The sequence below is a fragment of the Acidobacteriota bacterium genome (assembly GCA_028874215.1).
Classification (GTDB): domain Bacteria; phylum Acidobacteriota; class UBA6911; order RPQK01; family JAJDTT01; genus JAJDTT01.
The window spans coordinates 71,337-85,083 of record JAPPLF010000025.1; the positions used below are offsets into that span (position 1 = coordinate 71,337).

A 13,747-nucleotide genomic window follows, 5' to 3' on the forward strand; every position below is an offset into this window, starting at 1 on the left:
CAAGGAGGAGACGATTTCCAATCGCCCATGCGGCAAGAATCGGCGGTTAGGAAACCGCCGCCCCGAATCGGCGGTTGGAAACCGCCGCCCCCGCCCCCCGTCCGCCGGACCGGGCCGGTGGGGGAGCTACTGAAATAGTTCTAACCAGGGGGACCACCAAGTCCCAGGCGGGTTTTCTGAACTGCTCGCTTCGACAATTTCCTGGCGCCCAGTTCGCGCCTTTGTTGATTGAGGCGACGGACCTGGGCCAATGTCTGGCGTTCTTTTTCCTTGTTCCCCAACTTTCGATAAGCAATCGAGAGTTGATAGAAGGCCGGAGTCGCTTCCGGGTCCAGTTGAACCGCTTTTTCCAACTCTCGAACGGCCGAGGCGGGGTCGCTTCTTTGCAAATACAGCTTGCCCAGGCTGGTGTGCGCAAGGGCCACGGGAGATGATCCTTCCCAAAAAAAGAAATCCGGTTGCAACGCCGTGGCCTGTTTCAGGTGCTCCACGGCTTTCGACTCAACCTGACTTCCGGGCGCAACACCGCTCAAGACGGCCAGCTCTCCCAGAAGATAGTGTCCATAAAAGCTGAGAGGGGTTCGTCGCAGCACCTCTTGCAAGACAGTGGCAGCCTCGTCGAGTTGCCGGGTTTCCATCAGCACCAGAGCCAGGCCCACTCGCGGCATGGCAAGGTCCGGCCGTAGCTCGGCAGCCTTTCGGTACTCCGCTTCGGCCAGCCCGTATTGAGCCAGGAAATATCGCAAATGAGCATGTTTGAAACGCAAACTGTAAGAATGCGGGAGTTGTTCCAGACCCCGCTCCACCAATTCAACTGCCTGCAGCAGCTTGTTTTCCTCGACCCGGCGCTCGGCAATGGCCAGGTAATTGATTTCATCTCCAGGATCCCGGCCGATCGCCTGCCGCAGCATGTCGACTGGCGCCTCTTGTTTCGCCAGCAACAATAGATCAAGCATTCGTTCCTGTTTCTGAGCCGAAGGAGGATCTGAAACATTTGAAATTGTCCAGCCGCGTCGCGATTCCTCGATCGTCGCCGCGCACTCTTCGAACTTCCTGAGACGGTATTGAGCCAACGCCAGGTTGTAGGCCACGGACAGCGGGTCCGGATGCCCGGCGCGGGCCTGCTTGAAATGCCTTTCGGCAGCCGGGAATTCGCCGAAGCGAGCCAGAATCAAACCCGCCTCGAACTGCGCCATGAAGTGGTCTTCGGGCAAGCGTTCCACGGCTTCAAGGGCAGCCTGATTGTCCTTGGTCTGCAGTAACGATTCGGTGTAGTTGAGAAGCAGAATCGGGTTCTTGGAGAGCTTTGAAGCACTTTCCCGGAAGCGTTTTGCAGCCTCCCCGTACTCTTTCAAGCTGAAGGCGATTTGTCCAAGAACCGCCTGCAAATCTTCGTTGTCCGGATCCTCTTGAGCCAGCTCTAAAAGTATTTTACGGGCCTCCGGCAACCGGCCTGTTTGGAGAAGCTCCGAAACGGTTTTCTGCCCTGACGATTGTGACCATCCGAAGCAGAAGAAAATAAAAAGAACAGGAATTCGTGTCAGGTGTGACAAGCGTGGCCGGGTAGGCAACACCATCCACCAATGCTAGCAGAGGTGTGAAGAGGGCGGATAGGCGAACCAAAGAATCCCGCCTGTCTTATTCCTGTTGCTCGGGGGCCACACCTTCCCTGGCCGGTTCCTGGCCTCGTTTGACCGATTGTTCAACGCGGAATAAAATTCGGGCAATGGGCCGTTGGGCCGCACCGGCCGTGTTTTTTCTCCTGGTTTGCTCAGACCTTCGGGCTCAGGATCTTCCACCCATTCCTCAACTCCTGCCCCGGCAATGGGAGATTCTCGACCCGAAATTGCAGCAGGCCTACGCAAAGGTGTTGGAGTTTCCAGACGATGCGGAAGCCAACGGCCGCTTGGCAATGACCTTCCATGCCTTCGACCAATTTGAGCTGGCCGCCGTTTTTTATCAAAGAAGCGACTTGCTGCAATCGGGAACTTTACGTTGGCCGTACTACCTGGGCGTCGTGCGCGGGGCCGAGGGAAAGACCGGCGAGGCCATCCGCATATTACGCAAGGCGATCACGGTTGACCCGGACTATCTTCCCGCCCGCGTCCGATTGGCCGAACTTCTGCTTGCGACCCACAATCAGGAGGAAGCAAAGACCATCTACGAGTTCGTGTTGAAGCAAGATCCCGACTGTCCGCAAGCGCACTACGGAATGGGCCGGATTCAGTCCTCCAAGGGCCAATGGCAAGCCGCAATTCAAAGCTACCGCAGAGCCTTGTCATTGTCCCAGGGTTTCGGAGCGGCCCACTACGCTTTGGCAACAGCCTATCGACAACTGGGAATGCCGGATGAATTTCAAGAGAACATACGGCTCTTTCAACAAAATCGGGGGAGAAGTCCGGAGTTGGATGATCCTCTGCTCAAGACGGTGGCCGCCCTGCGGTCCCACGCAGAATATTACTTCAAGGAGGGTCTTCGGCTTCAAGAGGAAGGCCGGATCGAACCGGCCATCGTCGAATATCAACGCGCTCTGAAGGAAGATCCGGAGTACGCCCGGGCTCACGCCAATCTGTGCCTGGCCCAACTGCTCTTGAAACGGTTGGACCAAGCCGAGCGCCACTGCCAAACGGCGCTCGAGCTTGATCCGGATATTCACGAAATTCGCCACAATTTGGGACTGCTCCGCCGGCTTCAGGGTAGAAACCGGGAAGCTGAGCAAGCCTTTCGAGAAGCCTTGGAAATCGATCCTTTTTACGCCGAGTCCCACTATCTTCTGGCGGCGGTTTTGGCCCAGGAGGGGCGTCTAAAGGATGCGGAGCACCATTTTCGGCAGGCGATCGAGAACCAGCCGGATTACCGCACGGCTCATTTTCAGTTGGGTCTCCTGCTTCAGAAGCAGGGGAGGGATGCGGAAGCCGTCCCCCATTTCCTGAAGACCCTGACCGAAGAGGATGAGAGAACTCCCGTTTACCTGTACCTGTTGGCCCACAGCTATGGCCGCCTGGGCGACCTGGATAAAGCCGTTGAATCTGCCGAGCAGGCCCGGGAAAAGGCGCTAGCGGTGGGGAAGGGCGAATTGGCGGCCGACCTGGCGAGGTTCCTGCAGCAGTTGCGGCAAGCGGGCAAACGGCCATGAAAGAGGTGGCGGGCCTTCCGTTCCGGGGCGCTTGTCCACGGCCCGCGGGCAGGCTGCTGGCCATCCTGCTCTGGGGAGTCTCTGTCTGGCCGTTTCTCGGGGCTCAAGACCCGTCCGCACCCACTCCCCTTTTCTCGGAAGTGGCCTCCCAGGTGGGGCTGGATTTCAAACACTTCAATGGAGCCGGCGGAAACTTTTACATCCCTGAAATCGTGGGCTCGGGAGCCGCCCTGTTGGACTACGACGGCGACGGCGACCTGGACGTCTACCTGGTGCAAGGTGCGATGCTGGAACCGGGCAAGACTCCCTCCGAGTCCTGGTTTCCTCCAGGTCCCGGGTGGAGGCCGGGGCACCGGTTGTATCGAAACGAACTGATCCCCGGGGGAAGTCTCAAGTTCAGGGAGGTGACCGCCCAAGCCGGGGTCGACTCGGTCAGCTACGGGATGGGAGCGGCGGTCGGAGATTACGACAACGATGGAGACCTTGACCTTTACCTGACCAACTACGGACCCAATCTCTTGTATCGCAACAACGGAGACGCGACCTTCACCTCAATGAAGGGAATGGGAGCCGAGGATTCCCGCTGGACCACCAGCGCCGCCTTTCTGGATTACGACCGCGACGGCGACCTCGACTTGTTCGTGACGAATTACGGAAATTTCACCGTCAAGGGAAACAATCCCTGCCACAACAAGATGGGCCTCCGGGATTATTGCGGTCCCAGTGGCTATCGGCCCATCCCGGATCGTCTCTTCCGGAACGAGAGGGGCCGGCAATTTGTTGACGTGACAGAGGATGCCGGGTTGGGGGCCGCCTTTGGAACCGGGTTGGGAGTCATTTGCGCCGATTTCAACGCTGACGGGTGGACGGATATCTACGTCGCCAATGACAGAACTCCCAATCAGCTCTGGCTCAACCGGGGAAACGGAAGCTTTGAAGAGGCGGGGTTGTTCTCAGGCACGGCGTTCAACGTCGACGGCCATGCCGAAGCCAGCATGGGGGTCACGGCCGCCGATTTCAACAACGACGGCAGCGAAGACCTCTTCATGACCCATCTGACGGAAGAGACCCATACCCTCTACCTGAACGATGGCGCCGGCGGCTTTTCCGACCAGACCAGCCGTTTCGGATTGACCCGGGTTCACAATTACACCGGTTTCGGCACCCGGTGGTTCGACTACGACAACGACGGGCACCTGGATCTGTTCATGGCCAATGGCGCGGTGCGAATGACGCGGCTGGCCGAACCGGCCGATTATGCCTACGATCAAATCAACCAACTGTTCCATAACGAGGGAGACGGGAACTATCGGGAAACGACCGCCGAGGCGGGAGCGGCCCTGCAACTGTCGGAAGTGAGCCGGGGAGCCGCCTTTGGCGATATCGACAACGATGGTGACGTGGACATTCTGATCACCAACAACAACGGGCCCGTACGGTTGCTGTTGAACGGGACCGGGTCGCGGCACCACTGGCTGCAAATTCAACTGGAGGGGACGCAAAGCAACCGCTACGGGGTGGGAGCCCGGGTGGGAGTGCAGCGCCAGGGTCAGAGCACGTTATGGCGCCGCGCACATACCGACGGCAGCTATCTGAACGCCAACGACCATCGGGTGCACTTCGGCTTGGGCCGGGACCAGGAGGTCGAGGCCGTCATCGTCCACTGGCCCGGCGGCGGCAGCGAGAGTTGGGAAGGGGTGGAAGCGGACCGGTTGGTCACCCTCCAGGAAGGCTCCGGAAGGCCGTGGAAGCCGTAGACAGCAAATCAGTCGCTATCGCGATTTCTTGGGGCGCTTCACTGGGGATCGTCATCGGATCCCGGTTCCCTCGCGGACCGAGATGACTCGGCCTGCCTGGACATCCTCAAACCTCTGCCGGCTGCCGCTGGGCCACCGGATCTCGATCCACTTGGCCCGGTTCTCCTTGCCGAGGCCGAAATGGACACGCAGTCCGTTGCTCGAATAATAACTGGAGGCGCTCCGCACCTCATCGGTTTGGATTCGTCCTCCGGCTGCCACTTGAATCCGCGCGCCAATGGCACTGCGGTTGCTTCCTTCACCTTCCAGTTCCAGGATGAGCCAGTTGTTCTCTGAAGCGCTTTCGTTGATCAGCAAAGAAGGGGTGTCATTCAGGTTGACTGCGACGATATCCAGATCGCCGTCACCATCCAGATCCTCGAATGCGACGCCTCGCCCGGCCGATTTGGCGGCAATGGCGTCTCCGGCTTGATTGGAGGCGTTTCCAAAGCTGCCGTCACCTTGATTCCGGTAGACCAATCGCTGCTGCCGATAGGTAATTTCAGAAGGGTGTCGGTCCACTTCGGGATAAACGTGCCCGCTGGCGATGAACACGTCTTTCCAACCGTCGTTGTCAAAATCGACCATACCCGTGCCCCAACTCAGGTATTGGGTGTCTTTTCCCAGCTTGGCCAGATAAGTCGTGTCGGTGAAGGTGGAGTTTCCGTCGTTGTGGTAGAGGGTCGAGGTGTCGTCGGAGAAATTGGTCACCAGCAGATCCAGGTGTCCATCCAGATCGTAATCCGCGGCCGCGACTCCCATGCCGGCCTGCTCTCTTCCGTTGTCGCTGAGGGCCACGCCCGAGATCATTCCCACATCCTCAAACGTGCCATCCTGGTTGTTCCGGTAAAGAATGTTGGGCGTGGTGTCGCAGGCGACATAAAGGTCCGTCCAGCCGTCCTCATCAAAATCGAGCGTGATCGGCATGAGGCAATAAAACCCTTCGGCACGGGTGATGCCGCTGGCCGGGGAGACGTCGCTGAAAGTGCCGTCTCCATTGTTGCGAAACATGATATTGGCCGATGGCTTGAGCCCGAGCGGACCACACATGACGGCGATGCCCCGCCACATGCAGTTGGCGCCGGATCCGGGCTCGTATCGGGTGGCGTCGGCATAGTCCACATAGTTGGCTACGAACAGGTCCAGGTCGGCGTCGCGGTCATAATCCAGGAAAGTGCAGCCGGCGTTCCAACGCCGCTGGCCGCCGATCCGAGAGCTCTGCGAAATGTCTTCGAAGCTTCCGTTTCCCCGATTACGGTAGAGCACGATCTCCCCGTAGTAGGTCACGGCAAGATCGGTCCATCCGTCGTTGTCCATATCTCCGACGCAGACCGACTGTCCCCAGCCCGAGCGCTTGAGGCCGGAAGCCGCCGTCACGTCTGAAAAACGGCCGTTTCCGAGATTTCGATACAACACGTTGGAGGGCGGATCGCTGGAGGCGCCGTCCAATCTGGAGCCGTTGACCAGGAAGATGTCGATCCGTCCGTCCCGGTCATAATCGAAGGTCGCGGCTCCCGTCCCGGTCGTTTCCAGAATGTAGCGTTGCGACTCCACGCCTCCGTAGACGATCGGAATATTCAGCCCGGACTCCCGGCTTCGATCAACGAACTGGATCGGGGCCTGGGCTGGAAGGAGGGTGTTGCCGGCCACGAGTCCAAGGAGCAACGTCGCGACGATTCGAAGCGTAGTCGTCATCATTCTGAACTCGTCGACGCTGCGGCTGGCCTATTCGATTCCCCTGAAGATCTCTTCCGACTCGAATGTGGTGACCCCATTCTGGCGGGTGAATTGTGGGTGACGCTTCAGCCATCCCACGCTCTTCGTCGTCTTGCGACCGAAGTGGGGACAGGTCAGTGGTAGGTCGAATTCGTCGAATCGGGAATCTGGCATCGGCTCCTCCGCTCTTCTAGGCACTGCCGGTTGACGGAGACGAGAGTAGCATGTATAGCATGAGCGGCATGTCAACGCTGTTGACACGCCACCTGGGAGGAAGGATGAGGATGCAAGGCCCGCCCATGCCCCGCAAACGTCGTGCGATTGGTCACGACCAGCCAGTCAGGGTTGATCCCTCTCCCGAGCACGCGGCCAAGATCCTCGTTGACGCGAAGCCAGAATCCCGTGACCAATGGCGCTACTTTCGGGATCCAGGTCAGCCGGAGTCTTGATTCGAGTAGACTGGATCGGAGGACACTAGGAGGACCGACAAAGATGAGGATTGCCCCGTCCGATCTTCCATTGCCCGTTCTCATCTATCCAAATGAGGAGGACGGTGGATGGACTGCGCTTTCCTTGGAGATGGATATTCGTGCATACGGAGACACTCCAGAGGAAGCGCTAGACGAATTGAGTGATTTGGTTCATGTCCAAATCAGCTTCGCTGTTTTTAAGGACGACCCCTCATTAATCTGGAAACGTGCTGACCAAATCTGGTTTGATCGATTTGCCGAAGCGTTTGCCCGCCAGCAGTGGGAAAGACTTGTTATGAGTCAGGAGGTCGTTGCTGAGCCTGGTGAGGTCACTTTGTCTATGGTTCCTGGTTATACGGCGTCTGGAATGCCCATGCCAGCTCCGCACGTTATTGCGGAAATCAAGCGCCAATTCCAGGTTGCCCATGCCTAGTCCTCGGAAATATCGGGAAATCGTAAAGCGTCTAAGAAAATTCGATCCGAGATTTGAGTTTTGGGATGAAAGGGGCAAAGGCAGCCACCGCGTGATCTACCACCCAAATATCAATGGAGCATCGAGGTCCTATCCGGTCAAGTGTCATGGCATGAATACCGAAATTTCTGGCCCGGTAATCGCCGATATATCCAGGCGGTTCAATTTGCCAAGGGGTGTTCTCTAGTCTGCCAGATCCTCTTACGGTAGCCGCTTCAAATCCTTCTAACGCACCACCGTTCCCCTCTGACCCAGCGTGTCCAGCTCTCGGACTTTTTGACGACCGGAAAACTCATTGACATAGCGTCGCAGGCGCGTGCCGCTCACGTCTTGATGTGCTGGGCTTGACTGGACGTCAAGACCTGCAGATTGCGCCAACGAGCCGTGACACCTTGTCCGAAGAGGGAGTGCCGGTATTGGGAATCGAGTCCCGGCACAACGCCTCCCCTCCCGTCGGGACGATCGTCCAGCAAGGTGAAGATGGCCATGAGGACCCGGAACCGGGCGGGTAGAACGATGGGAGCCGAGGGCTCGTCGATAGTGGCGACCCATTGGACTTCGCGAACGATCCGGCCGTCCACCAGCCATTGGGCGTGGTCGGGAGCCGCTTCCAACCAGCCGTCCTCTCCCGGCTGATAACGAATTTCGTAGCGGTGCCACGAACCGGGCTCAATCGTCAGATCGGTCAGCAGCGGATCGATCATGGGCAGAGTCGAGTCTTCGCCCGTGGGTGATTTCACCTGGAAATGTTCGCGCAACGCCATAATGCGGTGATTTGATACCCCGAAATTCAAAATCACTCCGGTGGTGTTGTCGATCAGGGCGATGGCCCCGTTTCCCAACCTGGGATCATCCGGATCCGCTCCGAAAGGATTGGCTTCGGTCCCGTTCACCTCAACGCAGAGGTCTACGGAAACGGAAAGGCCCTCGCCCGTGGGATAGCGCCGATCGCTCACGAACATGGCTTTCACGTGGTCGAGGGGATTGTCGAACCCAAGCGTAAAGGTGGGGATCTCGATCTTCAGCTCGGGCGTTTCCGAGGTCGGCAGGGTCACGGTGGCTGTCGGATCGAGCATCTGGTGGCCGTTCACTTGGGGAATGCTCCAGCCTCGGCCGATCAGAGGGGAGCCGGTCGACCAATCCGTAAAATCACGGCCTTCCCCTTCCATCATGTAGGGAGGCTGCGGGAGTGCCCGCCAGACATCGACCGTCTTGGGTTCGTTGGTCCAATTCAGGGGCCGGTAGGTTTCGTCATCCCAGATCTGGTCCACCTCCAAGGTCAGTTCGATCACGTTTCCGGCGGGGTCGGGGATGTAAATGAAGATGTTGTGCCCGGGACCGTGGCGGCCGGGGCCGTAGATGATGGGAACGTCATTCTTCCAAAGATGATCACAGAACTTTTTCAGTTCGCTCCAGTCGGCCAGGTCATAGGCATAGTGGTTTACCTTGGTCCGGCCGGTTTGGAGGAAGGCGACGCCGTGGTGCTGCTGGTTGCACCGCATCCAGATGGCTGAGTCGTCTACGGTGTCCGAAACGCGGAATCCGAGGACATCCGTATAAAACGCGGCGCAGCGCGGAAGGTTGGCGGTCATGAACGTGATGTGGCCGAACCCGACCGGCCGGACTTCACGCGGCTCCAACGGTTGATCCAGGGTGTGCATTCCTGCATAAAGCTCCACCCTGTTTCCGTCGGGATCGCGAAAACAAAGGCCGGATCCATGACCCGGTTCGGGGTAGTCCCGGGGCTCGGGCCGGAAACCTTGTGCCGCCAGCTCGTGCTCGGCCTGCTCCAAAGCCTGCTCATCCAACACTTCCAATCCGAGGTGATGCAGAGCCCGTTCGCCAGGGTAAATGGACAGGCAGTGGTGGTTGCGGTTGCAGCGCAGGAACGCGGCGCCGTTGTCGCGGCCGCTCGTCTCGAGCCCGACGATTTTCTCGTAGAATTCGACGGTCTCCTCCAGGTTGGGGACGCTGATGCCAACGTGGGTGAAGTTTCGCACCCGAATCATGACGCGTTCCTCACCTGCTCGATGGCCGCTGCCAGATTCTGCTTCGATCTTCGCGTTCCTTCGGCAAGGTTTTCCAACGTACTGGCTTCTTTTCGCTCGTACTCGATGGCCCAGATTCCGTCGAAGGAGTCCAAGAGCGTGCCTATGATGGGAGACCAGTCGATCTCACCCTCTCCGAAGGCCCGGTATTCAACGCCCCTGGGTTTGTCAGGCGCTTGGGCGACGTCTTTCCAGTGGGTGTAGACGACTCGATCCTGTACCGCCAACAACGCCTGGTAAGGATCTTCTCCCCCAAAGGCGTAGTTGGCGGGGTCAAAGGTCACTCCGATTTCCCGATGGGGGACCATGTCCAGGAGCTTCTTGAGGCCGGCGCCGGTGGCCGAGGTGCCGCCATGGTTTTCGATTCCCACGCGGATTCCCTTGCCCTTCAAATAATCGCCTAATTTGTTGAAGGCGATGGCCAGGGTCTCGTAAAGCGCGTCGGTCACCCGGTCCGGTGTCAGGACGTAGTGCTTGGAGTGGGTGAAATCGTGTTCCGTGAAGACTCGAATCACTTGCGCGCCCAGGACCTCTGCAATGTCGACCGCCTTCATGATCTCGGCGGAGCGATCCTCGGCGACCTCACCTGCGAGGCCGACCACGGCCCCGCTTCCGATGGCAGTCACTTGAACGCCGGCCGCCGTTGCCAGTTCCTTCACCCGGTCGAGTTCCCGGGCGGTGGCGTCCAGCGAAACCCGGTTCTTGGCTTCGCCTTCCTCGAACCATCCGGCGTCGATTTCGACCGCCGGCGTGCCGATCCTGTGACAAGCCTCGAAAAATTCCGGAAAGCCGTACTCCCGGAAGCCGTAGGCTGCGTTCCCGAATCGAATCGGAGGTGTTGCATCTGTCATCGCCGAATCTCCTGGAAATGAGAATCTATTTCACTTGAGGATACAACAGTTTAGAGGCCACGCCAGCGCAGTCCTTCGTCAGCGCGGCGAACCGGCCAGATCCAGACTCTAAACCTGATGAACATAACGGGAAATCCTCTTCATCGGGGCTTTGTCACCTTTGTAGAACTCCCTCAAATAGAGCGGATACCCTCTCCTGACGGGAATCTTGGCGCCATCGTCCGAGGCCATCAGTTTCCAGGCGAATTTGTCCGGCCGCGGCGAAATGTCAACCAAGGTATTTCCTTTGAATTGGCAGGTGTATTGAATCTCGTAGGTGGGCGCGGTGTGGTATTCCGTGGTCGCCACCATGGGAAACGTCAGGGTCACTTCATCACCAGGGCGCAATCGATCCACCAGGACATTGTTGCCCGACCATGCCGGCGAGATGCTTTTCTGATTGACCCGGCACTGTACCGCTCTCGTGTCCGCCCAGGCGGGAATGCGCACACTCAGCTTCGTTGCGGTCTTGATCTTGAATCCCACCTTGCCCTCGTAGGGCAGGTAACTGGCGATATCGACCCAGGGCGACGCCCGGTTCAAGAGCAGGTTCACCTGGGCCAGACCCTGATTGTATTGGACGATGGAATTCCAGGCTTCGTAAAGCCCCACCGGGGCGTTGGCATTGCAGCACATCGTCCACCAGGCATGCAGCAGGGTGGGATCGGAGACGGAAGCAAACCCGCCCAGTCCTCTCTCGATGACTCGCTCGTCCGACTCGATTTCACGATTGAGGGGATGCTCGACGGCGGTCTCAATGATTTTTTCGATCAGGTCGCGACGCAACATCTGACTCTCGACCAGGTGATTTCGCACGTATTGGTCGACATCGTCCCAGTAATCGCCGATCCCGGCCTGGCTGAGCCGGCAGGCGATATAGACCATGTCTCCGATCGAGCAGGTCTCGCACACTTGAGCCGACCCCCCGTAGGCCCGCCGGTTGGCCTGTTGGATCTTCTCCAGAGGGCCTAGAACCGCGGGGAAAAACCCGATGCGGCCGATCCCGGTATTCCGGGTGTATTCATAGAAATGGCGTACGAATTGCTTGGCCGGGTAATCGTTGGCGATGATGGCGTAGTCCACCATTCCCATCACACCGGTGGTCCGAGTGTGGAAGTGGCCTTCCCAGTGGGCGTGCTCCGGCCCCGCAATCATGGTCGGTCCGTCGGAAGATCCCCACATGGTGGGCTTGAGCATGAAGCGCGCCGTTTTCCGGGCCAGCTCGAGCGCCTCCTCGTCTCCGCTCAGACCAGCCCAGAGGGAAAGCGCGCGCAGCGGATTGCCGATGACCTGAAAATTGATCTTGTCCGGCTCCTCGACCGCCGGACCGGAGCCGCCTTTCCCGCTCGGCTTTTTCCCTTCACCCATGGCTGTCAGATCTTCGAATTCCTCCGCCATCGCCGCTCGAACCAGGAAGGTCGGCTTGTTGTTGGTGAACCAGGCGCGCCGGCCGTTCTGCCGCGCCACCTTCTTCAGCCCCCCGGCCAAATGCTTCACGGCCTTGAGCCACTTCGGGTCGTTGTCAAACTCGTGCCACGCCATCAAGGCGACCATGAGCCGGGAATGGGGGAAGGGCCAGTAAACGTCTTCGCCGTAGTTGGGAAAACCCTCCCGCGAGGGCCTTCCGGCATAACGGAGCCACCAGAGACCGTTCTCGTCGATATCCGTCAGCAAGGCATCGACCATCCGGCTGTCATAATCGGCGTGGAGCGTGCTGCCGCTCATCTTGCGCATCAGCGGCAGGACATGGATCGCCTTGGGCAGACACGGACCTCCGGTGTTGTGGGTGAAATGAGGCGGGTTGGTGTCAAAGTGCAGGCACTGGAAGGTCTCGCAGTTCTGCTGGAGGTCGACGGCTCCGGTCAAGGAGTTGACCGAGAGCCTGGCCCGGTCGGCTAGGTCCAGCGTGTCGGGCACTTCGGCCTCATAGGTGGAGGCTGTCGGCGGCGCGCTTTCCTTCGGCCCCCTTGAACAGCTCACCAATGCGCCGGCGCCGGCGGCAGTGGCCGCACCCAGTTTGACAAAGTCCCGCCGGTCGAGTTCAGCCATGTTGTCTCCCTTTGTTTCCGGCCTAGGTTATTCGGAAGATCCAGGTAACCAATCGTCGGTTCAGCTCACATCAGCACCACGGTTCGAGCCACTTCGCCCCTCTCCAGTGCGGCGTAAGCCTCGTTGATCTGATCGAAAGAGAAGGTGCGGGTGACGAGTTCGTCGAGTTTGAGTTTCCCGGCCCGGTAGAGATTCATCAACTTGGGGATGTCGATTCGAGGCCGGCTCGATCCATAGACCGATCCCTTGAGGACTTTTTCCTCAAAGATGAGGGGCATGATCGGCACCGACACTTCGGTTTCCAGAGGGGTGACTCCCAGGACAATGGCCTCACCGCGTTTGGCCAAGCTGTCGAAGGCCTGCCGCACTGTCTTGGGCAGCCCGATGACCTCGAAGGCATAGTCCACCCCTCGCTGTTCGGTCAACGACCGGACCTGTTCCACCGGATCGTCCGATGACGCATTGACCGTGTGCGTGGCTCCGAATTGCCGCGCCATTTCGAGCTTGTTGTCCAAGAGGTCGACCGCGATGATCTTTTCGGCGCCTGCCAAGGCGGCTCCCTGGATCACGTTCAAGCCGACGCCTCCACTGCCGAAAACCGCGACCTGACTGCCCGGCGTCACTCGGGCGGCATTCATCACCGCTCCGATTCCGGTAATCACTGCACAGCCCAGTAACGCCGCCTGCTGGAGAGGGATGTCTTTGGGAACCTTCACCAGCGCTTTTTCCAGAATCACGGTGTATTCGGAGAAAGTCGAAACTCCCAGAAAGTGCTTGATCTCGGACCCGTCGAGGGAAAAACGGCTGCTGCCGTCCAAAAGCCGCCCCGTGGACCGGATCTTCATTCCCACCGCGCAGAGCGCCGGCCGGGCCAACGTGCAGTATTCGCATTCGCCGCAACTGAGTCGCCAAAGGGGGATGACGTTGTCCCCAGGCCGGACGGAGGTCACTCCCGAACCTGTTTCGACCACGGTCCCGGCGCCCTCATGACCCAGGATCGACGGGGTCGGGGCGTTCAAGTGTCCCGTCATCACATGGAGATCACTGTGGCAAATGCCGCCGACCGCCATTCGCACCAGAACTTCGCCGGCCCGGGGTTTGGCCACGTCAACTTCTCGAATATCGAGCCGTTGGCCCACATCAAAGAGGATTGCCGCCTTCGCTTTCATA

Annotated in this window: 10 protein-coding genes; 3 read left to right on the forward strand and 7 right to left on the reverse strand. The window is 59.0% G+C overall.

Going from position 1 to position 13,747, the window contains the following annotated elements:
* Positions 1-140: 140 nt before the first annotated feature.
* On the reverse strand, positions 141-1,577 hold the full coding sequence (locus OXT71_04910) for a tetratricopeptide repeat protein (GenBank protein MDE2925722.1): 1,437 nt from the start codon (positions 1,575-1,577) through the stop codon (positions 141-143).
* Between the two features lie 149 nt (positions 1,578-1,726).
* On the opposite strand from OXT71_04910, the gene OXT71_04915 reads away from it, so the two are divergent.
* Both OXT71_04915 and OXT71_04920 read left to right on the forward strand, forming a co-directional pair.
* Complete coding sequence (locus tag OXT71_04915) at positions 1,727-3,136, forward strand: tetratricopeptide repeat protein (protein MDE2925723.1); 1,410 nt, start codon at positions 1,727-1,729, stop codon at positions 3,134-3,136.
* Positions 3,133-4,893: a CRTAC1 family protein gene (locus tag OXT71_04920; GenBank protein ID MDE2925724.1), complete on the forward strand. Its 1,761-nt coding sequence runs from the start codon at positions 3,133-3,135 to the stop codon at positions 4,891-4,893. Before OXT71_04915 ends, OXT71_04920 begins: the two co-directional genes overlap by 4 nt.
* Positions 4,894-4,944: 51 nt before the next feature.
* Here OXT71_04920 and OXT71_04925 read toward each other — a convergent pair whose 3' ends face one another.
* Together OXT71_04925 and OXT71_04930 are read right to left on the reverse strand one after the other, a co-directional pair.
* Positions 4,945-6,630, reverse strand: a complete 1,686-nt coding sequence (locus tag OXT71_04925) for a CRTAC1 family protein (GenBank protein ID MDE2925725.1) — start codon at positions 6,628-6,630, stop codon at positions 4,945-4,947.
* 27 nt (positions 6,631-6,657) lie between these two features.
* Positions 6,658-6,822 (reverse strand): hypothetical protein, encoded by a 165-nt coding sequence (locus OXT71_04930; GenBank protein ID MDE2925726.1) that lies wholly within the window; start codon positions 6,820-6,822, stop codon positions 6,658-6,660.
* 318 nt (positions 6,823-7,140) lie between these two features.
* On the opposite strand from OXT71_04930, the gene OXT71_04935 reads away from it, so the two are divergent.
* Positions 7,141-7,551: a hypothetical protein gene (locus tag OXT71_04935; GenBank protein ID MDE2925727.1), complete on the forward strand. Its 411-nt coding sequence runs from the start codon at positions 7,141-7,143 to the stop codon at positions 7,549-7,551.
* A gap of 362 nt (positions 7,552-7,913) precedes the next feature.
* Here the strand turns inward: OXT71_04935 and OXT71_04940 are convergent, their stop codons facing one another.
* The 4 genes from OXT71_04940 to OXT71_04955 all read right to left on the reverse strand — a co-directional run bounded on the left by OXT71_04940 (position 7,914) and on the right by OXT71_04955 (position 13,746).
* Complete coding sequence (locus OXT71_04940) at positions 7,914-9,599, reverse strand: DUF6081 family protein (protein ID MDE2925728.1); 1,686 nt, start codon at positions 9,597-9,599, stop codon at positions 7,914-7,916.
* A complete protein-coding gene (locus OXT71_04945; GenBank protein MDE2925729.1) occupies positions 9,596-10,489 on the reverse strand; it encodes a sugar phosphate isomerase/epimerase in 894 nt (297 codons plus the stop codon). Before OXT71_04945 ends, OXT71_04940 begins: the two co-directional genes overlap by 4 nt.
* A gap of 108 nt (positions 10,490-10,597) precedes the next feature.
* Positions 10,598-12,577, reverse strand: coding sequence for a glycoside hydrolase family 127 protein (locus tag OXT71_04950; protein ID MDE2925730.1), 1,980 nt, complete (start codon positions 12,575-12,577; stop codon positions 10,598-10,600).
* A gap of 65 nt (positions 12,578-12,642) precedes the next feature.
* A complete protein-coding gene (locus OXT71_04955) occupies positions 12,643-13,746 on the reverse strand; it encodes a Zn-dependent alcohol dehydrogenase (protein MDE2925731.1) in 1,104 nt (367 codons plus the stop codon).
* Position 13,747 lies beyond the last annotated feature (1 nt).

What these genes read in the sequence shown, in the direction of transcription:
- OXT71_04910 (MDE2925722.1), bottom strand. Translation starts at nt 1,577, where the DNA reads ATGGTGTTGCCTACCCGGCCACGCTTGTCACACCTGACACGAATTCCT.
- OXT71_04915 (MDE2925723.1), top strand. Translation starts at nt 1,727, where the DNA reads ATGGGCCGTTGGGCCGCACCGGCCGTGTTTTTTCTCCTGGTTTGCTCA.
- OXT71_04920 (MDE2925724.1), top strand. Translation starts at nt 3,133, where the DNA reads ATGAAAGAGGTGGCGGGCCTTCCGTTCCGGGGCGCTTGTCCACGGCCC.
- OXT71_04925 (MDE2925725.1), bottom strand. Translation starts at nt 6,630, where the DNA reads ATGATGACGACTACGCTTCGAATCGTCGCGACGTTGCTCCTTGGACTC.
- OXT71_04930 (MDE2925726.1), bottom strand. Translation starts at nt 6,822, where the DNA reads ATGCCAGATTCCCGATTCGACGAATTCGACCTACCACTGACCTGTCCC.
- OXT71_04935 (MDE2925727.1), top strand. Translation starts at nt 7,141, where the DNA reads ATGAGGATTGCCCCGTCCGATCTTCCATTGCCCGTTCTCATCTATCCA.
- OXT71_04940 (MDE2925728.1), bottom strand. Translation starts at nt 9,599, where the DNA reads ATGATTCGGGTGCGAAACTTCACCCACGTTGGCATCAGCGTCCCCAAC.
- OXT71_04945 (MDE2925729.1), bottom strand. Translation starts at nt 10,489, where the DNA reads ATGACAGATGCAACACCTCCGATTCGATTCGGGAACGCAGCCTACGGC.
- OXT71_04950 (MDE2925730.1), bottom strand. Translation starts at nt 12,577, where the DNA reads ATGGCTGAACTCGACCGGCGGGACTTTGTCAAACTGGGTGCGGCCACT.
- OXT71_04955 (MDE2925731.1), bottom strand. Translation starts at nt 13,746, where the DNA reads ATGAAAGCGAAGGCGGCAATCCTCTTTGATGTGGGCCAACGGCTCGAT.